Raw genomic sequence first — 21,202 nt, 5'->3', positions numbered from 1 at the left:
GCACCACTGGCCCCACTCCCCGAGGTGACACCCATGGACGACACCACCCGACCCGGGCCGCGCGGACTGCGCGAGATCCTGGCGGCCGGCGAACGGACGTACTCCTTCGAGTTCTTCCCCGCCAAGGACGAGGCCGGCGAACGCGCCCTGTGGGCCGCGATCCGGCGGGTGGAGGCGGTCGCGCCGACCTTCGTCTCCGTCACCTACGGCGCCGGCGGCTCCTCGCGCGACCGGACCATCGGGACCACTGAGCGGATCGCCGCCGAGACCACCCTGCGCCCGGTGGCCCACCTCACCGCCGTCGGCCACTCGACGGCCGAGCTCCAGGCCGTGCTGCGGCGCTACGCCGACGTCGGTATCCGCGACGTGCTCGCGCTGCGCGGCGACCCGCCGGGCGATCCGAACGGGGTCTGGCAGCCGCACCCGCAGGGCCTGCGGCACGCCGTCGAACTGGTCCGCCTGGTCAAGGAGTGCGGGGCGTTCACGGTCGGCGTGGCCGCCTTCCCGGAGCGCCACCCGCGCTCGGCGGACTGGGCGGAGGACATCCGGCACTTTGTCGCCAAGTGCCGGGCGGGCGCCGACTACGCCGTCACCCAGATGTTCTTCGAGGTCGAGCACTACCTGCGGCTGCGTGACCGGCTGGCCGCCGCGGGCTGCGACACCCCGGTGATCCCGGAGATCATGCCCGCCACCGACGTCCGGCAGATCGCCCGCTTCGCCGAGCTCAGCGGCGCGAGCTTCCCCGCGCCGCTCGCCGCCCGGCTGGAGGCGGCCCGCACCGACCGGGCGGCGGCGCACCGGATCGGCGTCGACCACGCCACCCGGATGGCCGAACGCCTGCTCCGCGAGGGCGTGCCCGGCCTGCACTTCATCACCTTGAACCGCTCCACGGCCGCCCTGGAGATCCACCGCAACCTCGGGCTGGACCGGACGGACCGGCAGCTGATCGGGGGGCGCGTCTGACGGAAGCCCGGCGCGGCACGGCGTCCGAATACCCTGCATGGGTATACCGTTCCGGCCCGGGAAGGTGCGGGAGCCGCCGGAGACCCGCGCCCGGCGTACCCACGGCCCCCACGGCACCCCGGAAGCACCCGGAAGGCGGACCACCTTGCACGCGATCCTGCACGCGCTGTCCATCACCGGGGCGATGACCTGGGAGATCACCTGGGCACTGATCCTCGGGTTCCTGCTGTCCGCCGTGGTGCAGGCCGTCGTCCACAAGGCGACCGTGGTCCGGCTGCTCGGCGACGACCGCCCGCGCACCCTCGCGGTCGCCGCCGGGCTCGGTGCGGCCTCCTCCTCCTGCTCCTACGCGGCCGTGGCGCTGGCCCGCTCGCTGTTCCGCAAGGGCGCGGACTTCACCGCCGCGATGGCCTTCGAGATCGCCTCCACCAACCTGGTCGTCGAACTCGGCGTGATCCTGGCCCTGTTGCTGGGCTGGCAGTTCACCGCGGCGGAGTTCTTCGGCGGACCGGTGATGATCGTGGTCCTCGCGCTGCTGTTCCGGCTGTTCCTGCGCCCGGGGCTGCTGGCCGAGGCCCGCGAGCAGGCCGGGCACGGGCGGGCCGGTTCGATGGAGGGCCACGCGGCGATGGACATGTCGGTGACGGGGGAGGGCTCCTTCGCCCGGCGGCTGCTGTCCGGCCGGGGCGCCACCGCCGTGTCGCACGTCTTCGTGATGGAGTGGGCGGCCATCCTCCGGGACCTGGTGCTCGGTCTGCTGATCGCCGGCGCGATCGCCGCCTGGGTGCCGGACGAGTTCTGGCAGGCCTTCTTCTTCGTCGAGCACCCGCTCGCGGCCAAGCTCTGGGGTCCGCTGGTCGGCCCGCTGGTGGCGATCGCCTCCTTCGTCTGCTCGATCGGCAACGTGCCGCTCGCGGTGGTGCTGTGGAAGGGCGGGATCAGCTTCGGCGGGGTCGTCTCCTTCATCTTCGCCGACCTGCTGATCCTGCCGATCCTGAACATCTACCGGAAGTACTACGGGCGCCGGACGGCGCTGTTCCTGCTGGCGACCTTCTACGTCGCGATGGTGGTGGCCGGGTACGCGGTCGAGCTGGTCTTCGGCGCCCTCGGGCTGATCCCCGACCAGCACGACGCGGAGATCCCGATGGAGGGCGTCGAGTGGAACTACACCACCTGGCTCAACATCGTCTTCCTGCTGCTCGGGGCCGCCCTGGTCGTCCGCTTCTTCCGGACCGGCGGCGCGGCGATGCTCCGCATGATGGGCGGCGCACCCCCGGCCGCACCGCCTGCCGGACCACCTGCCGCACCGCCGGCCGCCGGGCAGGGCGAAGCGCACCACCACCACTGAGGCCGGGCGGCCGTCAGCGGCTGGTGAGGACGACGAGCTGCCGGGTCGCCCGGGTCATCGCCACGTAGCGGTCGACCGCGCCCGCGACGCCGTCACCGAAGGACTCCGGGTCGACGAGGACGACCAGGTCGAACTCCAGGCCCTTCGACAGCTCCGGGGTCAGCGAGCGGACGCGCGCCGACTCCGGGAAGGCCGGATCCCCGATCACGCAGGCGACCCCCTCGGCGTTCGCGTCGAGCCAGCCGGACAGGACCGCGTCCAGCTCGGCGGCGGACCCGTGGACCACCGGGACGCCGCTGCGGCGCACCGAGGTCGGCACGTTGGCGTCCGGCAGCGCGGCCCGGACGACCGGCTCGGCCTCCGCCATGACCTCCTCCGGGGTGCGGTAGTTGACGCTCAGCGAGGCCACGGTGATCCGGTCGAGCCCGACCCGTTCGAGCCGTTCCGCCCACGACTCGGTGAACCCGTGCCGGGCCTGGGCGCGGTCCCCGACGATGGTGAAGCTCCGGGACGGGCAGCGCAGCAGCAGCATCTGCCACTCGGCGTCGGTCAGTTCCTGTGCCTCGTCCACCACGATGTGCGCGAACGGGCCGGCCAGCCGGTCCGGGTCGGCGGCGGGCAGCGCGGTGTGGTCGATCAGGCTGTCCTGGAGGTCCCGGCCGCGCAGCATGGTGACCGCGCCCTCGCCGTCGTCGTCGGCCTGGAGGATGTCGTCGATGACACCGGCCAGGCGCTCGCGCTCGGCGGCGACGGCGGCCTCGTGCCGCTGCTTGCGCACGGCCGCCTCCGGGTCGCCGAGCCGCTGCCGGGCCGCGTCCAGCAGCGGCAGGTCGGACACCGTCCAGGCCTGCGGGGCGTCCTTGCGCTGGAGCCTGCGGACCTCCTCCGGGCCGAGCCAGGGCGCGCACATCCGCAGGTAGGCGGGGACGGACCAGAGGTCGCCGACGACGTCGGCCGCCTCCAGCAGCGGCCACGCGCGGTTGAGGACGGTGACCAGCTCCCGGTCGCGCATCAGCGACCGGCGGAACAGCTCGGCCGGGACGTCCTCCTCGCCGTCCTCCTCGTGCTTGGCCAGCAGGATGGCGACCAGCTCGTCCCAGATCTGCTCGCGCGCCTCGTTGTGCGGGGTGCCCGGGTCCGGCGCGTCGAAGGCCTCGGCCCACTCCTCGGCGCTCAGCCACAGGTCGGACCAGTCGGTCGAGACGGTCATCCCCTCGGTGGGCGGCTCCTCGTAGAAGCGGACGGCCTTCTCGATCGCCCGCACCATCGCGGCCGAGGACTTCAGCCGGGCCGTCTCCGGGTCGGCCTCGACGGCCGCCGCCGCGCCCTCGGCGACCAGGTCCCGGACGGTGCAGGTCTGCACGCCCTCCTCGCCGAGGCTGGGCAGCACGTCGGCGACGTAGGCCAGGTAGGGCTGGTGCGGGCCGACGAACAGCACGCCGCCGCGGCGGTGGCCGAGCCGGGGGTCGGCGTGCAGCAGGTAGGCGGAGCGGTGCAGGGCGACCACGGTCTTGCCGGTGCCCGGACCGCCGTCGACGACCAGGGTGCCGCGCGATCCGGCGCGGATGACGGCGTCCTGGTCGGCCTGGATGGTGGCCAGCACGTCCCGCATCCGGGGCGAGCGGCTGCCGCCCAGGCTGGCGATGAAGGCGGACTGGTCGTCCAGCGCGGCGCGCCCCTCCAGCCCGTCGGCGGTGAACACCTCGTCCCAGTAGTCGCTGATCCGCCCGCGCGTCCAGCGGTACCGGCGGCGGCTCACCAGGCCCATCGGGTTGCCGTGGGTCGCCGCGAAGAACGGCTCGGCGGCCGGGGAACGCCAGTCGACGAGCAGTTGGCGGCCCGTACGGTCGGTGAGGCCGAGCCGCCCGATGTACAGCGGCTCGGAGCCGTCCGCGGCGACGACGTGGCCGAGGCAGAGGTCCAGCCCGAAGCGGCGCAGCGCGCGCAGCCGGCCGGTCAGCCGGTGGACCTCGGCGTCCCGCTCCATCGCGGCCTGGCCGGCGCCGCCGGGGGAGCGGAGGGCGGCGTCGAGCCGCTCGGACAGCTCGGCGGCGGTCTGCTCCAGGCTCTCCGCGACGGCGGCGAAGTGCCGCTCGTCGGCGGCGATCAGGGTCGGGTCGGCCTTGGCGGCGAGGCGGTCGGGAAGGTCGAAGGCAGTGGTGGTCAAGGGCGACATATCCGCACGCAACTCGCGAATCTCCCATTTCCGCAGGATCCGGTATCGATCAGCGATTCTGCGGCACGACCGGGGCCTTGCCGCAAGCCCCCGGGTGCGCTATATCTTGAGAGTGGCGAGGAGAGGGAGCATTTCCCCCTCGCCTTTGTCGTTTCCGGGGGCAGGGCGTCAGTGCTGATGGGGGCCGCTCTCCTCGGTGGTGCCGCCACTGTCGGTGGTGCCGCCACCGTTGGTGGTGCCGCCACCATCTGTGGTGACGGTGAACGCGGCGGTGTGGACGGCGTCCTGGTGCTGGAAGTCCAGGAAGAGCCGGTAACTGCCCGTGCTCGGCGCGGTGGTGGTGAAACCGATCTCCGGGCCGGGGGTGCCGGTGTCCGGGTGGACGTGCAGGTAGGCGAGGTCGCCGGCCCGGAGCGCGACGAGGTGGCCGTAGGCGCCGAGGTAGGGCTGGAGGTCGGTGACGGGCTTGCCGTCCCGGCTGACGTTCAGGGTGAGGCGGCCGCTGCGGCCGGGGGTCAGGTCACCGCCGAGGGTGACGGTGTATCCGTCGACGGTGACGGTCCGTCCGGTCTGCGGCAGCGGTGCGGGGCGCAGCTCGCCCGCGGCGTGCAGGTCGGCGCCGAGGGTGAGGCCCTCGGCGGCGCCGGCCGGGGTGAAGTCGGCGAAGACCCGGTACTCGCCCGCGGCGGGCAGGGCGGCCCGGGCGCTCCAGGTGCCGTCGGCGGCGCGGACGGGGTGCAGGTGCTGGAAGGTGGAGAGGTCGCGCGGGGCGACGATCAGGTGCAACTCCTTCTCGTGCTGCGGCTGGTAGGCGGTGACCGGCCGGCCGTCGGCGCCGAGGATGCGGAAGCGCAGGTCGGTGGGGGCGCCGGCGGTGACGAAGGGGTCCACCAGGCTGAGGGTGTAGCCGCGTTCGGAGACCTGGAGGCCACCGGGCAGGTGGTCGGCGGGTAGCTGTCCGGTGGTTGTGCTGCTGGCGGTGGTGCCTGGGGTGCCGTGGCCGGCGTGCTGGGTGGTGGCGGTCGCGGGGGCGGGGCCGCTGCCGGTGATGTGGCCGACGCCGAGGGCGAGGCCGAAGGCGGCGGTGAGGCCGGCGGAGAAGGTGGCGATCTTCAGGGCGGTGTTCACGGGGGCTCCTCGGGAGTGCGGGCGGGGGGCGATCGGCGGGGCCGGTCAGACGCGCATGAGCCGGGCGATGGCCTGGGAGGCCTCCGCGATCTTGAGGTCGGCCTCGGTGCCGCCGGCGGCGATGGCGTCGTGGACGCAGTGGGCGAGGTGGGCGTCGAGCAGGTGCAGGGCGACCGACTGGAGGGCCTTGGTGGTGGCCGAGACCTGGGTCAGCGTGTCGATGCAGTAGGTGTCGCTCTCGACCATGCGCTGGAGGCCGCGGACCTGGCCCTCGACGCGGCGCAGTCGGCGCAGGAGCTGGTCCTTCTCGTGGTGGTAGCCGGTCATGCGGGCCTCCTCGGGATTCCGGTGGGACGGCGTCGGCGCCGGTTCGATGCCCCTGAGTGAATACCCCGTGGGGGTATGGAGTCAAGCGTGGAGCGGCTCGGGAAAAATACCGGCGGGGGGTATCGGTCAGCCCTTGCCATCGATACCCCCAGGGGGTACAAAGGAGCTCGGCCCCACCGATACCCCTGCCGGGTATCGGCTCCACTGTCGCGAGGAGCAACGATGACGACGCAGGCACCCGCCTCCACGGAGGTGGAACTCTCCATCGGCGGAATGACGTGCGCCTCGTGCGCGGCCCGGATCGAGAAGAAGCTCAACCGGATGGACGGGGTCTCGGCGAGCGTCAACTACGCCACCGAGAAGGCGAAGGTCTCCATCGAGGGCAGCATCGAGGTCGCCGACCTGATCGCCACCGTCGAGGCCACCGGCTACACCGCCGCGCTGCCCAAGCCCCCGGCCGCCGAGGGCCCGGCCGGGCCGGCCGAGGCACCGGCCGACGAACTCGCCCCGCTGCGGCAGCGGCTGTTCACGGCGGTGGCCCTGGCCGTGCCGGTGATCGCGATGGCGATGGTGCCGGCCCTCCAGTTCGACAACTGGCAGTGGCTCTCGCTGACCCTGGCCGCGCCGGTCGTCACCTACGCGGCCTGGCCCTTCCACAAGGCGGCCTGGACCAACGCCCGGCACGGCGCCGCCACCATGGACACCCTGGTCTCGCTCGGCACCGGCGCCGCGTTCCTCTGGTCGCTCTGGGCGCTGTTCCTCGGCACGGCCGGCATGCCGGGCATGCGGCACGGCTTCGAACTGACCATCGGCCGCAGCGACGGCGCGGGCAACATCTACCTGGAGGCGGCGGCCGGCGTCACCGCCTTCATCCTGGCCGGCCGCTACTTCGAGGCCCGCTCCAAGCGCACCGCCGGAGCCGCCCTCAAGGCGCTGCTGGAACTCGGCGCCAAGGACGTCACCGTGCTGCGCAACGAGGGGGGCGGGCGCGGAGCGCCCTCGGGCAAGGGCGGTGGTGGGCGACGGGCGGGAGTCGAGGTGCTGCTCCCGATCGGTCAACTCGCCGTCGGCGACCGGTTCGTGGTGCGCCCCGGCGAGAAGATCGCCACCGACGGCGTGGTCGTCGAGGGCGCCTCGGCGGTGGACGCCTCGATGCTGACCGGCGAGTCCGTGCCGGTCGAGGTCGGCGTCGGCGACGCCGTCACCGGTGCCACCGTCAACGCCGGCGGCCGGCTGGTGGTCGAGGCCACCCGGGTCGGCGCCGACACCCAGCTCGCCCGGATGGCCAAGCTCGTCGAGGACGCCCAGAACGGCAAGGCCGCCGCCCAGCGCCTCGCCGACCGGATCTCCGCCGTCTTCGTCCCGGTCGTGATCACCCTCGCGGTCGCCACCCTCGGCTACTGGCTGGGCACCGGTGAGGGCTGGACCGCCGCCTTCACGGCCGCCGTGGCCGTGCTGATCATCGCCTGCCCGTGCGCCCTCGGCCTGGCCACCCCGACCGCGCTGCTGGTCGGCACCGGCCGCGGTGCCCAGCTCGGCGTGCTGATCAAGGGTCCGGAGGTGCTGGAGTCCACCCGCAAGGTCGACACCATCGTGCTGGACAAGACCGGCACCGTCACCACCGGCCAGATGACCCTGCTCGCCGTGCACACCATCGAAGGCGTCACCGAGGCCGAGGCGCTGCGACTGGCCGGCGCCCTCGAACACGCCTCCGAGCACCCGATCGCCCGGGCGATCGCCACCGCCGCCGCCAAGGCCGGCGAACTGCCCGCCGTCGAGGGCTTCGAGAACGTGCCCGGCCTGGGCGTCCAGGGCGTGGTGGACGGCCACGCGGTCGTCGCCGGCCGGGAGGCCCTGCTCAACGAGTGGTCGCAGTACCTGCCGGAGCCGCTGGCCGAGGCCAAGCGTGCCGCGGAGGCCGGCGGGCGGACCGCGATCGCGGTCGGCTGGGACGGCGAGGCACGGGCCGTCCTGGAGGTCGCCGACGCGGTCAAGCCGACCAGCGCCGAGGCGATCGCCCGGCTGCGCGGCCTGGGTCTGACGCCGGTGCTGCTGACCGGCGACAACCGGGCCGTCGCCGAGGCGGTCGCGGCCGAGGTCGGCATCGCGGCGGAGCACGTGATCGCCGAGGTGCTGCCGCAGGACAAGGTCGCGACCGTCCAGCGGCTCCAGGCCGAGGGCAAGGTCGTGGCGATGGTCGGCGACGGCGTCAACGACGCGGCCGCACTCGCCCAGGCCGACCTGGGCCTGGCCATGGGCACCGGCACCGACGCCGCGATCGAGGCCGGCGACCTCACCCTGGTCCGCGGCGACCTGCTGGCGGCGGCGGACGCGATCCGGCTGTCCCGTAAGACCCTGGCCACCATCAAGAGCAACCTGTTCTGGGCCTTCGGCTACAACGTCGCCGCCCTGCCGCTGGCGGCGGCCGGCATGCTCAACCCGATGATCGCGGGGGCGGCGATGGCCTTCTCGTCGGTCTTCGTGGTGGGCAACAGCCTCCGGCTGCGTCGCTTCCGCTGAGCGGCCGGTGCGGCCGCACCGGTCCCGAGCGGCCGAGCAACGCCGGGGCGCCGGAACCGAACCAGGTTCCGGGGCCCCGGCGTTGAGGCGCGCGGCTCGGGCCTGGCCGGGGTCGGTCGGGTGGCGTGCGGGCCCGGCCGGGAGTTGTGACGTTGCCCTTTTGTCCAGCGGCCGGCCGGCGCCGCGGCGTCAGCCCTGGTCGGGCAGTTCCACAGCCTGCCAACGGTAGGCGGCGTCCTCCTGCCAGCACTGCAGTTCGCCCTCGACCACGGCTGCCAGGCAGAGGCGCCAGTCGTCACCGACGGTCAGGGCGACCCTGGTGGCCGGGCGCAGGGTGGGGCGCCACCAGCGGGGGCGGCGGGAGGTGCCGCCGGGTGGGAGTCGCAGGCGGACGCCGCCCGCGCCGGCCAGGGCGATGGTCGGACCGCCGCGGTGGCCGGCCATCGCCACGCCGAGGACCGGCTCGCCGTCGCCGATCTCGGCGGCCGGCCCGGTGGCGCCCAGGGTGTGCAGTTGGACGGTGCCGTCCTGGTGTAGGGTCGCGGCCTGCGGCCCCGCGGAGGTGCGGGCCAGCGCCCCGGCACGCAGCGCGCCGGCCGGGCCGGCCGCACCGGCCGAACCCGACGCGCCGGACCGGCCTGACGCACCGAGTGGGACGGGCGGTTCGCCGGAGCCGGGCCGCCAGCTCAGCACCCGGTCCCGGTGCTCGACCAGGACGAGCCAGCTGCCGGCCCGTTCCTCGACGGCGGCGAGCACCCGGTCGGCCGGGCAGCCCGGCAGTTCCTGGCCGGTGAGGGTGAGGCCGGGCGCCCAGCGGTAGGTGCGCAGCGCGCCGCCGGCGGCCGTCCAGACGGTCATCTCCCCGGCCGAGTTGACCGCGCCGGCCAGTCCGGAGACGCCGCGCGCCGCCTCCCACCAGCCGGCCGCCGTGCCGACCCAGAGCGTGCCGCCGCGGTCCTCGGCGCAGAGCACCAGCTCGCCCTGGCGCCCGGCCAGGCCGGCGGTCAACTCCCGTACCGCGCCTGGACCCTGGCCGGCGGGTGGGCGGTGTCCGGCGCGGCCGGGGCCGGCCAGCGCGGTGCCGTCGGCGCCGGCCGCGACCAGCAGCGGGCGGCCGGCCCGGTCGGGCAGCACGGCCAGGCCGGCGGTGCGGGCCACCGGCCGGTGGGCGCGCAGGAGTTCGCGGCCGCGGGCGACCCAGGGGCCGAGCGGGGCGGGGCGCCGGTCGGGCTCGCGGGCGAGCGGTTCGCAGGCCCAGCGGGTCAGTTCCTCCCCGTACCCGGCGGCCAGCAGTTCGGCGCGGGCCTGTTCGGCGGCCAGCCGGTGGTCGAGCCGGCCGTGGTCGGGCAGCAGCAGGGTGCGGGCGAGGGTGCCGACCGCGAACAGGTCCTTGGCGGTGGTGGGGAAGCCGCCGACCTGTTCGGCCTCCGGCGGGACGTGTCCGGGGGTGAACACGGCGACGGTCAGGGTGTGGTCGAGCGGGGCGAGGAAGGTCAGGTCGATCAACTTGACCTGGTTCTGGGCGTCGACCAGCACATTGGCGGGCGAGATGTCCCGGTGCACCCAGCGTTTGCGGTGCAGTTCGTCGACGATCCGGCAGAGCCGGGCCAGCACCTCGGCCACCGCCGCCGGGCCGCCGCGCTGGCTGCGGGCCCAGGTGTGCAGCGGCACGCCTTCGACCCAGGGGGAGATCTGGTAGCCGAGCAGCGCGCCGGTGGGCACCGTGCCGGGCCGGTGCGGGGAGGGGCCGAGCAGGAAGCTGGGCACCACCAGGTCGGTGACGCCGAGGCGGTGGGCGTTGTGCGAGACGTCGTCCCAGCGGCCGAGCCAGCGCCGCACCTCGGAGGGGTCGCGCTCCAGCATGATCTTGGCGGCGACGAGCTCCTTGAGCCCGCTGTGCCCGGTGCGCACCGCCCGCCACACCTCGGCCTCGCCACCCCGGTGGTGGAACTCCAGGAGCTCGTACTGCTCGGGGTCGAACTCCGGCCCGAACCGGAGCCCGGGCACCCAACGCGACGCGGACACACAACCCCCGACTGGCACCTGTTGGTGGTGACCGGCCCTGGGCCGGTTCTTTCGCGCCGCCCAGAATAGTGCTCATTTCTGTTCGTCTGCCCGGCGGAGGACCTATTCTGATGGGCGCCGAGCAACATCACGACACGACGTCAACTCATGATCGCCCGGCGCTTGTTGATCATGGCGGGGGCAATTCGGAGCGCAGGGGGACGGTGCATGGCGCAGCTCGCGGTGCTGCTGATCGTGGTGGCACTGGCCGGTGCGGCCGTCGTCGTCCTGGCCCGCCGGAGGCGGGCGCTGGACGCCGAGGCGGCGGCGAAGGCCCTGGCCAGGGCGGCCGAACTGCTCGCCGCCGGCAAGGCCGCGCCGGCCCGGCGCCGGTACGCCAGGCTGGCCGGGCGGCTGGCGGCCGGCCCCGGCGAGCTGCGGCCGCAGCGCGGCCTCGCCCTGCTCGGCCAGGCCGAGGCGACCGTCGCCACCGGCGACCGGGAGGCCACCCTCGCGCTGTACCGGGAGGCCTTCCCGCTGCTCCCCGATCCGGTGCGGCAGTTGCCCCGGTGGAGCCTGCGCAGCCTCGCCGAGGAGTGGATCCAGGCCCCGGGCGGCGACCTCGGGCCGCTGCTGGCCTTCCTCCAGGCCGTCGCCGCCGGCGCCGAGCCCGGGGAGGAGGCGCAGACGGCTGCCCGCGCCGTGGACCGGCTGCAGTGGCTCTGTCGCGAGGGCACGCCCGCGCAGCGGGAGGACGCCACCGCCCGCGCGCTGGCCGCGCTGCCCGGCCGGGACTGGCCGGTGCTGGCCCGGGCTGCCCTGCTGCGCGGCACCGACCGGGCCGAGCAGGCCGAGCGGCTGCTGGCCGGGGCCGCGCCCGGCGGCAGCGGCGAACTCTGGTTCCGTTGGGGCGCCCAGCTGTTCACCATGCACCGGGACGAACCGGCGGTGGCCGCCTTCGACGAGGCGCTGCGGCGCGGCCCGGGCGAACCCTCCCCGTGGGGGCGCGGCCCGGCCCTGCGCACCGACGGCCTGCTGTTCCGCGGCCTGGCCCGCCAGCGGCTCGGCGCGACCGAGGCCGCCTGGGCCGACCTGACCGCCGCCGTCAGCGAGAGCCCGGCCGACCCGCGCCCCCGCTACGCCCTCGGCCGGCTGGCGCTGCTGCTGGGCGCGGACGAGCAGGCGCGGGAGCAGTTCGACGCCGCGCTGACCGTCCAACCCTCCTTCGCCCCGGCCCGGTTCGGCCTCGCCCTGGTGCACGAGCGGGCGGCCCGCCCGGCCGAGGCGGCGGCCGACTACCAGGCCGGGCTCGCCCTGGCCCCGGACTGGCGCCCGGCCCGGGTGCGGCTCGGCGCCGCCCTGCTCGCGGCCGGCCGGACGGCGGAGGCGGACCCGGTGCTGGGCGCCGAGGCCGACACCGAACCGGACTCCCGCTGGGCCCGGATCGCCGCCTTCCACCACGGTCTCGCGCTCTTCCGCAGCGGCCAGCCGGCTGCCGCCCTGGCCCGCTGGCAGCCCTTGCAGGACGGGGAGTTGGGCGATCGGCTGGCGCTCGCTCGGGACCGCCTCGCCCGGGCCGCCCTGGCGGGCAACCCGGCCCTGGCCCGGCGGCTCTGGCAGCAGGCCGTCACCGACCACCCGGCCGCCCCCGGCTACCGCTCCGCGCTGCGCGAGGCCGCCCTGCGCGAGGCCGCCCACCTGCTGGTCACCGGCCGCGACCGCCCGGAGTCGCGCGAGCAGGCGCTGGCCGCGCTCGCCCTCGCCGACTCGCTGCCCGGCGCGGTCGGCCACCGGCAGGCCCGGCTGCGCGCCGCGCTCGCGCTGGCCGAGGGCAGCACCGAACCGCTCGCCACCCTGCTCGACCCCGCCGCCGGCCCGCGCGACCGCTACCACCTGGCCGCCGCCGCCCTGCTGACCGGCCGTCCGGTGCAGACCGTCGCCCTGCTCGCCCCGCTCGCCCCCGACCCGGGCGGCGACCCGGCGCTCGCCCGGCTGCGCGCCCTGCTCGCGGAGCGGGCCGGCAACTGGGCCGTCGCGCTGGACTGGTACCGGCACTTCCTCACCGCCGACGGGTTGCCGGGCGTGCCGCAGACCGCGCCGCAGGACGTGGCGCCGAACGCACCGCAGGACGCGTCCCCGAGCGCGCTGCCGGACGGGGCCGCCTGCGCGGTCTGCGCCCGGCCCGCCACCGCCGCCTGCGGGGGCTGCGGCCGGGAGGCCTGCGCCGCCCACCTGCACCGCCCGGAGGGCACCGCCGCGGCCCGCTGCGTCCGCTGTCTCGGCCCCGCGCTGCGCGCCGTGCTGGACTGCGCCCGCCGGGCCGGGCTGCCCGAGCAGGCCGAACCGGTGCTGGCCGACTGGGCGCGGGCGCTCGGCGACAGCGCGGCGGCCGCTCCCGTGCGGCTCGACCTCGCCCTGCTGCGGGCCGAACTCGGCCGACTGGACGAGGCCCTGGCCGACCTGCCGGAGGACGCCCGGCCCGCCCGGATCGCCGTGCTGCTCCGCCGGGCCGGCGCCGCGCTGGACGCCGGGGAGCCCGGGCGGGCCGCCGGCGAGCTGCGCCAGGTCCTCGCGCTCGCCCCGGCGCACCCGCAGGCCGCCGCCGCGCTGGTGCTGCTCGGCGAGCACGAGGCCCACCAGCACGCCGTGATGGGCCGGCACCGCGAGGCCTGGCAGGGCTACCGCGCGCTGCTGCTGCGCGACCCGGCCCACCCCCGGCTGCTGCACGCGGTGGGCCTGGCCGGCTACCGGCTCGCCGCCGCCACCGGGCCGGACGGGAACGGTGGAGCAGCGCCCGGCGGGGACGCCGGAGCAGAGCCCGGCGAGCAGCTCTGGGCATGGACGCTCGGCTGCCTGGTCGCCGCCCTGCACCAGCCCGAGCTGTGGGCGGAGTCCGCCCGGGTCACCGGCCGTACGCCCGAGCCGCAGCGGATCGCCGCCGCCCGCAAGGCGCTCACCGACCGCCTCCGGGACGACCTGCGCGCGCTGGACCGGGCCGCCGGCCGCAGCGGCGACGAGGTGACCGCCTGGACCGTCCGCCTCGGCATGGAGGCGCACAGCGCCGCCGCCTTCGCCGGGGAGGAGGTCCGGATCGCCCTGCCCGGCCGCCCGGCCCGCCGGCTGGCGCTCGGCCCGGCCCTCGACGGGCTGCTCCGCGCCGAGCCCGAACTCGCCGTCTGGGGCGAGCGGTTCGACCGGGCCGTCCAGGCCTGGCGGCGGCCGGGCAGCCCGGACGGGCACCCGCTGAGCCAGGCCCTCGGCCTCTTCGGCGAGCTGGGCCCGCAGCGCTACCTGCTGCTCCAGGGCCGTCAGGCCGCCGCCGTCGGCGCCCTGGACGCGATACCCGAGCAGCAGCGCGGTGAGGACTGGCAGACCCTGCTGCGGGAGACCCTGGTCGGCCAGGCCCGCCAGCACCACCGCAGCCAGGAGTGGCGCGAGGCCCTGGACTGCCTGGCCCGGGCCGGTACGGTGCCCGGCGGCGCGCTGCCCGCGGACGTGTCGAAGATCGCCGCCGAATCCGGGGTGCGCGCCGCCCGCGCCCTGCTCAAGGGCCGCGACGACGACCAGGAGGCCGCGGCCGGGCTGCTGGAGAAGGCGCTCGCGCTGGCTCCCGACGACCCCGAGGTGCGCGGGGACCTCGGTGCCACCTACGCCCAGTGGGCCCGCAAGATCAACAACGAGACCAAGGACTACCCGCGCGCCCTCGGTCTGCTGCGCAAGAGCCTCGAACTCACCCCCGGCGACCCGACCGCCCGGCACTTCCTCCAGGCCGCGCTCGGCAACCAGGCCAGCAAGCTCAGCCAGCCCGACGCCACCGAGGACCAGTTGCTGGAGGCCGCGGAGCTCTGGCAGGAACTGGTCGACCTCGACCCGGACGACCGGGACCACCGGCTCGGCTACGCCTTCGTGATGCGCCAGCTCTGCCGCATCTGCGCGCTGGACGACCGGCCCAGGCGGGCCGTGTCCGCCATGGCGAACGCCCTGGCGGCCGACCCGGAGTGGACCGGCGACACCGACGACGAGGCCCGGCGCCGGACCGCCGTCCTGCTGGCCAACCACATGCTCGACACCATGGACGACCGCCCCTACGCCGAGCGCTCCGCGATGCTCGACAAGGCCGCGACCTACTACGACGACCCCGACATCCGCCGCCTGATGGTCAGCATCCGGCGCGGCCGAGCCGCGGACCTCTACGAGGGCAAGCGCTACCAGGAGGCGATCAACCTCCTGGAGGAGGCGCTGCAACTGTCCCGCTCCGCCGAGGACAACGCACGCCTGCGCCGCGAACTCGGCGTCGTCTACGGCTCGTACGCGGTGCACTGGGCCAACGTCCGCCAGTTCAAGGAGGCCCGGCGGCTGGTCGCCCGGGCCGTCGAGTACGCCCCGGGCGACCAGGACCTCAAGGCGCTCCAGCGGAAGATCGCCCGCCTCTACTGACCGCCCGCCGCTACCGACCGCTCGCCGCTACTGACCCGTGCCGCAACCGAGTTACCGACCCGCGTTCAGCGAGGGGGGACGGACCACCCGCCATGCCACTGCACGAACCGTCGCCGTACGAGGTCCTGGGCATCCCGCTCACGGCCGGCGTGCGCGAGATCAACCTCGCCGTCGGCCCGGCGATGAAGGCGGGCCGCTACACCCGCCAGCAGATCCAGGACGCCGCCGCGCTGCTCCGGAACCCGGACCGGCGGCTGGAGTTGGACGTCCAGCAGCCGCTGCCGCCGGAACCGGTGGACCAGGCCGCCGAGTTGCTGGCGCCCGCGCTCGCCGAACCGCTGCTGGTCATCGAGCGCCCGCCGCTGCCGCCCGCCGCCGCCCTGCTGGCGCTGCACCGGCACGAGCTGGCCGCCGACTTCGCCGACCCCGCCCCCGGCGGCGCCGACCCCGAACCGCCCGTCCCCGCCCGCTACGCGGCCGACCTGTCCGTACTGCCGCAGATCGAGGTACCGGATTGACTTCCTTCCCACCCTCAGGGCGGGGATTCCCCTCAGCCTCGCGACTGAGCCTCTGCGCGTGCGCGCGGCGGTGGGACGACTTCCTGCTTCACCGACGACCGCCCGCCCGGAGTGCTCCGTTGAGGTCTTACACCGTCTCCACAGGCTGCAACCGCCAGTCCGGCGGCCAGGATGTTCTTCGCCGCGTTCACGTCCCGGTCGTGGGTCGTTCCGCAGGCACACGTCCACTCGCGGACGTTCAGCGGCATCTTCTGGGCGAAGGTGCCGCAGACCGAGCACTGCGACACCGTGACCGTGGACGGCTGCGCTCCTTCCGGGAGCGGACGCGACCACACGATGGCCAGCGGCTGGTCCATCTTCGCCAGCGTGAGCTTGCCATTCCGCAGCCGGAACGCCGAGTTGGTGTACTCGGCGGAATTCCGCGACTTCTTCCGGGACTTGAACGTTGGTTACTTCGCCCGCCTCTGCCAGAAGTTGGCGAGCGCCCCCTGCAGATGCCGCAGCGTCTGTTGCAGTGGGACCGACGACACCTCGCCGAGGTAGGCAAGTTCCTCAGTCTTCTTCCAGGCCGTCAGCATCGCCGACGTGGCGTTGTAGTTGACCCGCTCCCTGCGCAGCGTCCAAGCCTCGGTACGGGCCTGCAGTGCCATGTTGTAGACCTTGCGAACGCACCCGAACGTGCGCGACAGCTCGGCCGCCTGCGCATCGGTCGGATAGAAGCGGTACTTGAACGCCCGCTTTACATGAGTGGTCGCCACGGATCGCTCGGTAGCAGCCGAGTTTGTGAGCGCGTGGTGATCGATCACTTTCCGGCAATTTGCGCTGCCTCGACGGTACATCGGCTATCACGGACCGCTCAGTCTTCGACCGGGGGGTACCCCCGTCGAGGGCAGTCCCTTTCATCCCCTGGCGAAATCCATGAAGGTATCTGATATGACTCGCGCACCCGCCCCCGAGGGCCCCCGGCCGCTGGCCGTACCGCCACGCGCCCTGGCCGTCGACCTCGACCAGGCGTTCAGCCAACTACTGTACCGGGCCTCGTTGTTGCAGCGCCTGCGGACCGAGGAGGCGCAGGCCGCCAAAGCCTCCCAGCGGGACCTGCTGGGCATCCTGGTCGAGGTGGACGACGCGCTCGCCGACCTCGGCCTGGACCGCGAGCTGGTGCTGCTCGGGCGGGGCGCCGGCCTCGAGGCCACCCGCCGTCGGCTGCTCGGCCGGCTCGCCAAGGCCGGGGTGCGGCCGATGCGGCTGGAGGGGCTGGCGGCGGATCCGGCGCTGACCGAGATCGTGGGCACCGAGGTGCGGCCCGGCGTGGCACCCGAGACGGTGCTGCGGACGGTGGTCACCGGCTTCTTCTGGGGGGAGGAGGTACTGCGCCGCGCCCAGGTGGTGGTCGCGGCGCCGGAACCGCAGGGGGTCGTCCAGGAGTCCGTACTGGAACCGGAGTTGGCGCCGGAGCCGGAAGTGACGGAGGCGGGGGTGGAGCCGGAAGCGCCGGAGCCGGGGGCGGAGCCCAAGCCGGACGAGGACGCACCCGCCGCCGTGCCGGTGATCCCCGCCCAGGCCGAGGCGGTTCCGCCGCGGGTCCGCAAGGGCGCGGCCCCGGGCGGGCGACGCCGGCGGAAGAAGCGCTAGACCAAGGACCACGAGGGGCAAGAGGGGAAAACATGTACCGCACACTCGGCATCGACCTGGGCACCACCAACTCCGTGGTGGCCCACCTGCGCCGGGGCGAGCCGGAGATCATCTTCAACCGGCAGAACCAGGAGGCCACGCCCTCCGTGGTCGGCAGCGGCCGCAAGGGCGAGCTGCTGGTGGGCTCCACCGCGCGCAGCCGGATCGCCATCGACGGCGCCAACGTGATCCGCTCGGTCAAGCGCTTCATGGGCCGCAAGTTCAAGGACCCGCAGGTCCAGGCGGCCCTCAAGGAGGTGGACTACAAGGTCACCGCCGGCACCGACGGGGACGTCAACGTCTGGTTCAACGGCCGCTCGTACACCCCGATCGAGATCTCCGCGATCATCCTGCGCCGGCTCAAGGAGGACGCCGAGCAGCGCTTCGGCGAGCCGTTCCACCGGGCCGTGATCACCGTCCCCGCGTACTTCGGCGAGCGGCAGGTGGCGGCCACCCAGGAGGCGGGCCGGATGGCGGGCCTGCACGTGCTGCGGGTCATCAACGAGCCGACCGCCGCCGCCCTCGCCTACGGGATCACCGCGGAGGCGGGCGACGAGGGCCGGACCGTCCTGGTCTACGACCTCGGCGGCGGCACCTTCGACATCTCCATCCTGCTGCTGGTGCCCGGCTCGGTGTCGGTGCTCGGCATCGAGGGCGACAACCTGCTCGGCGGCGACGACTTCGACCGGGCGATCACCACCGCGCTGCTGGAGGACATCCGCGAGGAGTACGGCGCCGACTACCAGCCCGACCTGCGCGACCGGCCGAAGATCGCCTCCACCGCCGAGACCATCAAGATCGAGCTCTCCCACCAGGAGGCCTCCGAGGTCATCCTGCCCGGCCTCGGCGCCGGCCAGCTGGTGCTGGAGACCGAGTTCGAGCGGGCCCGCTTCGAGGAACTGATCGAGGCCCACATCGAGCGCACCATCGAGCTGACCCACAAGGCCATCATGCAGGCCAACCTCACCGTCGGGGACATCGACGAGGTGGTGCTGGTCGGCGGCTCCACCGCGATCCCGCTGGTGGCGCGGCGGCTGGGCGAGGTGTTCGGGCCCCGGCGGATCCGGCGCGGGGTCAACCCGATGCAGTGCGTGGCGCTGGGCGCGGCCGTCCAGTCCGCGCTGGTCGGCGAGGTGGAGTGCCCGGAGTGCCGGGCGCCCGGAGACCTGTCCGCCTCCAACTGCGCCAACTGCGCCACCTCGCTGCTCGGCGGTCCCCGGGTGTCCTGCCCCGGCTGCCACCTCCCGGTCGACGCGGACGCCTCGGCCTGCCCCAAGTGCGGCCAGGCCCTGGACGGTTCGGCCGCCGCCGCGCCGCCGCGCTCACAGGCCGCCACCGTCGTGCAGGCCGACAACTGCCCGCGCTGCGGCACCCCGGCCGCCCCCGGCGTGACCGCCTGCGAACTCTGCGGCGAGGCACTCAACTCGGCCGCCCCCGGCCACACCAGGGTGGCCACCACCGCCGCCGAGGACGTCGGCCTGCGCTGCGCGGCCTGCGCGGTGGTCAACCCGCCCGGCAGCGAGGTCTGCCAGGGCTGCGGCGAACTGATGCAGGTCACCAACCCGTTCGACATCACCCCGAAGAACCTCGGGATCGAGCTCAACGACGGCCGGCTGGCCGTCATCATCCCCAAGAACACCAGCTACCCGACGAGTTCGCCGGTCAGCCGGGAGTTCTTCGCCTCCGGCGGTGGCGGCCAGCGGCTGGAGGTCGCGGTCTACGAGGGCGAGCACGAGATCGCCCAGCAGAACGAGCTGATCGGTCACCTGACCCTGCGGCTGCCCGCCGGGCTCGGCGGCCGCACCCCGATCGAGGTCTCCTTCGGCCTGGACCGGGACCGCACCGTCACCCTGTCGGTCCGCATCCACGGCGGCGCCGAGAAGACCGTCAAGCTGGAGCGGGTCACCCTCGACCCCGAGCTCAAGGTCCAGGTGGAGGAGCAGCAGCGGCAGATCGAGTCCTTCACCGACCGCTGGGGCGGCGAGCTCACCGAGGCCGAGCGGCGGGAGGCGCAGCGGCTGATGGAGCAGCTGGACGACCTGGCGGCCGGCCAGACCCGGGGCCAGTCGGTGGACGAGGCGCTGGAGCGGGCGCAGCGCCAGCTGAAGGCGCAGCGCTGGGTGCGCGGCTCGGAGGCGTACCTGAGCCTGTTCATCGCCTACTGCGAGAAGCACCTGGACCCGAGCGACCTGGACCGGCTGCGCTCGGTGGCGGCCGAGCTGCGGCTGCGCCGGGAGGCGGCCGACTGGGAGGGCGCGATGCGCGCGGCCCAGAAGGCGGACGAGCTGTGCGACTCGCTCGGGCACACCTTCCGGATGCTCACCATGTGCAACGTCTACGTCAACCAGAACATGGTCTCGCCCGCCCTGGCCCAGCTGATCATCGCCGAGCTGCGCGGGCTGGACACGGGGGTCGAGCAGACCAACATGGAGGCCGTGAACCGGCACATGTCGAACCTGCTGGCGCTGTACGCGCAGGCGCAGCGGGAGCTGGGCAGCGAGCCGCTGGCGGAGTCGCTGGGCCCGGTCCGGCCGGAGGAGGGCGGTCTGCGATGAGCGAGCCGATCGTCGCGCCCGGCGGGGTGCCCGTGGATGCGTCCGGCGGGGCGCCGTCGGTGGACGTGCCGCCGATCGAGGTGCCCTGCCCGCAGTGCGGGGTCCCGGCGGACCCGGAGGGCCTGCGCTGTCCGTCCTGCCGGGAGGACCTGGCCGCGCTGGTGCGGCTGCGCTACGCGGGCCGGATCGAGTACAACGCGGCGGTGGCCGCGGTCGGGGCGGGGGACGACCCGAGTGCGCGGGTGCTGCTGCGGCGGGCCCTGGCGGCCGAGCCGGGCCTGGCCCCGGCCCGGGAGCTGCTGGCGGCGGTGGAGGCGCGGCTGGGGTAGGACGTGTCGCTCGGGTACGGCGCGTCGCTCGGGTAGGGCGTGTCCGAGAATGGCGGTATGGACGGTGCGGCGGCGGGTGCCGGCGGGGTTCCTCCCGGCGGTGCCCGCGCGGCCGGGCCATCCGGTGCCCGAACGCCCGGGCCCGCCGGTGACCTTCCGGCCGGTCCCGGCGTGCTGGACGTGGAGCCGGTGGTGCGGACGGCGGTGGCCTGGCTGCCGCCGGCCGAGCTGTGGCCGCCGATCCAGGCGATCCGGCTGGAGCACGACCCGCAGATCCGCCGTTGGCCCCCGCACGTCAACCTGCTGTACGGCTTCGTCCCGGAGAGTGAATTCGCCCGGGCGGCCCCGCTGCTCCGCGCCGCCGTCGCCGACGTCCCGCTGTTCACCGCCCGCCTCGGCGGGGTGCGCAGCTTCCGTCACCGTGCGTACGCCACCGTCTGGCTGGATCCGGCGGCCGCCGACCCGGCGCCGTGGGCCCGGCTGTACGGCGAGCTGGTGGAGCGCTTCCCGCGCTGCCGGGGCCGGGCGGCCGGCTTCACCCCGCACCTCTCACTCGGCCGGACGCAGCACCCGCGGGCGCTCGCGGCGGAGTGCGCGGCCCGGCTCGGGACGGTGTCCGCGCTGGTGGGCGAGGTGGTGCTGCTCTCCCGCCGGGGAGAGGGCCCGATGCGGGCGCGGGCCTCGGCGGCGCTCGGGACGGGGCTACTGCGGTGGGAGGACGCGGGGAGCGACCCGGCGAGCGACACGCCCTCCGAGTGAGCAATCCCAGGGTTCCCCACGTTGCGTCGAGTGTGATCGGGGGTGAGTGTGATCGTCACACGGAACTTCGCCACCCTCACAAGGAGTGACGCAATGCGTATTCGCACCACCCTCGCCGCCACCGCCGTCGCCGCGGTGTGCGTGCTCGCCGGGGCCGGCACCGCCGCGGCCGGCGACGCCACCGCCAACGGTGTCGCCTTCGGTTCGCCCGGTGTCCTGTCCGGCAACCAGATCCAGATCCCGATCAACTTCGAGGCCAACGTCTGCGGGAACACGATCGGCATCGTCTCGATCCTGAACCCGGCCATCGGCAACACCTGCATCAACTACTGATCAGGGCCCGCCGGGTCCGCGTGGCGCGGGGCCGTCCGTCGAGCACGACGGGTGGCCCCGTCGCCGTGTCCGGACCGGCCGGTGCGTCGGCCGCGGCGCCACCCCCCATTCGGGTGTGGCGCCGCGGGCGC

General features: G+C 74.8%; 14 protein-coding genes and 1 pseudogene. 10 read left to right on the top strand and 5 right to left on the bottom strand.

Annotated elements, in window-relative coordinates:
• Nucleotides 1–33 precede the first annotated feature (33 nt).
• Both metF and ABTY15_RS12500 read left to right on the top strand, forming a co-directional pair.
• Nucleotides 34–963: a methylenetetrahydrofolate reductase [NAD(P)H] gene (gene metF / locus ABTY15_RS12505; protein WP_350580803.1), complete on the top strand. Its 930-nt coding sequence runs from the start codon at nucleotides 34–36 to the stop codon at nucleotides 961–963.
• 145 nt (nucleotides 964–1,108) lie between these two features.
• Complete coding sequence (locus ABTY15_RS12500; protein WP_350580800.1) at nucleotides 1,109–2,311, top strand: permease; 1,203 nt, start codon at nucleotides 1,109–1,111, stop codon at nucleotides 2,309–2,311.
• 13 nt (nucleotides 2,312–2,324) lie between these two features.
• Here ABTY15_RS12500 and helR read toward each other — a convergent pair whose 3' ends face one another.
• From helR to ABTY15_RS12485, 3 genes are all read right to left on the bottom strand, one after another.
• Nucleotides 2,325–4,487 carry an RNA polymerase recycling motor ATPase HelR gene (gene helR, locus ABTY15_RS12495; protein WP_350580798.1) on the bottom strand — a complete coding sequence of 721 codons (2,163 nt, stop codon included), beginning with the start codon at nucleotides 4,485–4,487 and terminating at the stop codon, nucleotides 2,325–2,327.
• Between the two features lie 168 nt (nucleotides 4,488–4,655).
• Complete coding sequence (locus ABTY15_RS12490) at nucleotides 4,656–5,615, bottom strand: DUF8832 domain-containing protein (RefSeq protein ID WP_350580796.1); 960 nt, start codon at nucleotides 5,613–5,615, stop codon at nucleotides 4,656–4,658.
• Between the two features lie 45 nt (nucleotides 5,616–5,660).
• Entirely contained in the window at nucleotides 5,661–5,942 is a 282-nt protein-coding gene (locus tag ABTY15_RS12485) for a metal-sensitive transcriptional regulator (RefSeq protein ID WP_350580794.1), read from the bottom strand.
• A gap of 222 nt (nucleotides 5,943–6,164) precedes the next feature.
• Here ABTY15_RS12485 and ABTY15_RS12480 point away from each other — a divergent pair, with 222 nt between their 5' ends.
• Nucleotides 6,165–8,462, top strand: coding sequence for a heavy metal translocating P-type ATPase (locus ABTY15_RS12480; RefSeq protein ID WP_350580792.1), 2,298 nt, complete (start codon nucleotides 6,165–6,167; stop codon nucleotides 8,460–8,462).
• A 189-nt stretch (nucleotides 8,463–8,651) separates the two neighbouring features.
• Here ABTY15_RS12480 and ABTY15_RS12475 read toward each other — a convergent pair whose 3' ends face one another.
• Nucleotides 8,652–10,469: a protein kinase domain-containing protein gene (locus ABTY15_RS12475; protein ID WP_350580789.1), complete on the bottom strand. Its 1,818-nt coding sequence runs from the start codon at nucleotides 10,467–10,469 to the stop codon at nucleotides 8,652–8,654.
• Nucleotides 10,470–10,694: 225 nt separating this feature from the next.
• On the opposite strand from ABTY15_RS12475, the gene ABTY15_RS12470 reads away from it, so the two are divergent.
• Together ABTY15_RS12470 and ABTY15_RS12465 are read left to right on the top strand one after the other, a co-directional pair.
• Entirely contained in the window at nucleotides 10,695–14,903 is a 4,209-nt protein-coding gene (locus tag ABTY15_RS12470) for a hypothetical protein (protein WP_350580786.1), read from the top strand.
• Between the two features lie 92 nt (nucleotides 14,904–14,995).
• Nucleotides 14,996–15,421: a hypothetical protein gene (locus tag ABTY15_RS12465; RefSeq protein WP_350580784.1), complete on the top strand. Its 426-nt coding sequence runs from the start codon at nucleotides 14,996–14,998 to the stop codon at nucleotides 15,419–15,421.
• 32 nt (nucleotides 15,422–15,453) lie between these two features.
• On the opposite strand, the pseudogene ABTY15_RS12460 reads toward ABTY15_RS12465, so the two are convergent.
• A pseudogene (locus ABTY15_RS12460) lies at nucleotides 15,454–16,179 on the bottom strand (RNA-guided endonuclease InsQ/TnpB family protein).
• Between the two features lie 175 nt (nucleotides 16,180–16,354).
• Here ABTY15_RS12460 and ABTY15_RS12455 point away from each other — a divergent pair.
• The 5 genes from ABTY15_RS12455 to ABTY15_RS12435 all read left to right on the top strand — a co-directional run bounded on the left by ABTY15_RS12455 (nucleotide 16,355) and on the right by ABTY15_RS12435 (nucleotide 21,071).
• Nucleotides 16,355–17,056, top strand: a complete 702-nt coding sequence (locus tag ABTY15_RS12455; protein WP_350580781.1) for a nucleotide exchange factor GrpE — start codon at nucleotides 16,355–16,357, stop codon at nucleotides 17,054–17,056.
• 32 nt (nucleotides 17,057–17,088) lie between these two features.
• On the top strand, nucleotides 17,089–19,650 hold the full coding sequence (locus ABTY15_RS12450; RefSeq protein WP_350580779.1) for an Hsp70 family protein: 2,562 nt from the start codon (nucleotides 17,089–17,091) through the stop codon (nucleotides 19,648–19,650).
• On the top strand, nucleotides 19,647–19,979 hold the full coding sequence (locus ABTY15_RS12445; RefSeq protein WP_350580776.1) for a hypothetical protein: 333 nt from the start codon (nucleotides 19,647–19,649) through the stop codon (nucleotides 19,977–19,979). The genes ABTY15_RS12450 and ABTY15_RS12445 overlap by 4 nt, the downstream gene beginning before the upstream one ends.
• Nucleotides 19,980–20,150: 171 nt before the next feature.
• Nucleotides 20,151–20,738: a 2'-5' RNA ligase family protein gene (locus tag ABTY15_RS12440; RefSeq protein WP_350580773.1), complete on the top strand. Its 588-nt coding sequence runs from the start codon at nucleotides 20,151–20,153 to the stop codon at nucleotides 20,736–20,738.
• Between the two features lie 93 nt (nucleotides 20,739–20,831).
• Complete coding sequence (locus ABTY15_RS12435) at nucleotides 20,832–21,071, top strand: chaplin (protein WP_350580770.1); 240 nt, start codon at nucleotides 20,832–20,834, stop codon at nucleotides 21,069–21,071.
• Nucleotides 21,072–21,202 lie beyond the last annotated feature (131 nt).

Origin of the sequence: Kitasatospora sp. NPDC097643 (assembly GCF_040302625.1) — a bacterium.
Taxonomy (GTDB): Bacteria; Actinomycetota; Actinomycetes; order Streptomycetales; family Streptomycetaceae; genus Kitasatospora.
The sequence above is the reverse complement of the archived record's forward strand: the minus strand, read 5'-3'. Positions and strand labels throughout refer to the sequence as shown.

Excerpts from the sequence above, each read along its gene's own strand:
- metF (WP_350580803.1), top strand. The coding sequence starts at position 34 with ATGGACGACACCACCCGACCCGGGCCGCGCGGACTGCGCGAGATCCTG.
- helR (WP_350580798.1), bottom strand. The coding sequence starts at position 4,487 with ATGTCGCCCTTGACCACCACTGCCTTCGACCTTCCCGACCGCCTCGCC.
- ABTY15_RS12485 (WP_350580794.1), bottom strand. The coding sequence starts at position 5,942 with ATGACCGGCTACCACCACGAGAAGGACCAGCTCCTGCGCCGACTGCGC.
- ABTY15_RS12480 (WP_350580792.1), top strand. The coding sequence starts at position 6,165 with ATGACGACGCAGGCACCCGCCTCCACGGAGGTGGAACTCTCCATCGGC.
- ABTY15_RS12470 (WP_350580786.1), top strand. The coding sequence starts at position 10,695 with ATGGCGCAGCTCGCGGTGCTGCTGATCGTGGTGGCACTGGCCGGTGCG.
- ABTY15_RS12465 (WP_350580784.1), top strand. The coding sequence starts at position 14,996 with ATGCCACTGCACGAACCGTCGCCGTACGAGGTCCTGGGCATCCCGCTC.
- ABTY15_RS12455 (WP_350580781.1), top strand. The coding sequence starts at position 16,355 with ATGACTCGCGCACCCGCCCCCGAGGGCCCCCGGCCGCTGGCCGTACCG.
- ABTY15_RS12450 (WP_350580779.1), top strand. The coding sequence starts at position 17,089 with ATGTACCGCACACTCGGCATCGACCTGGGCACCACCAACTCCGTGGTG.
- ABTY15_RS12445 (WP_350580776.1), top strand. The coding sequence starts at position 19,647 with ATGAGCGAGCCGATCGTCGCGCCCGGCGGGGTGCCCGTGGATGCGTCC.
- ABTY15_RS12435 (WP_350580770.1), top strand. The coding sequence starts at position 20,832 with ATGCGTATTCGCACCACCCTCGCCGCCACCGCCGTCGCCGCGGTGTGC.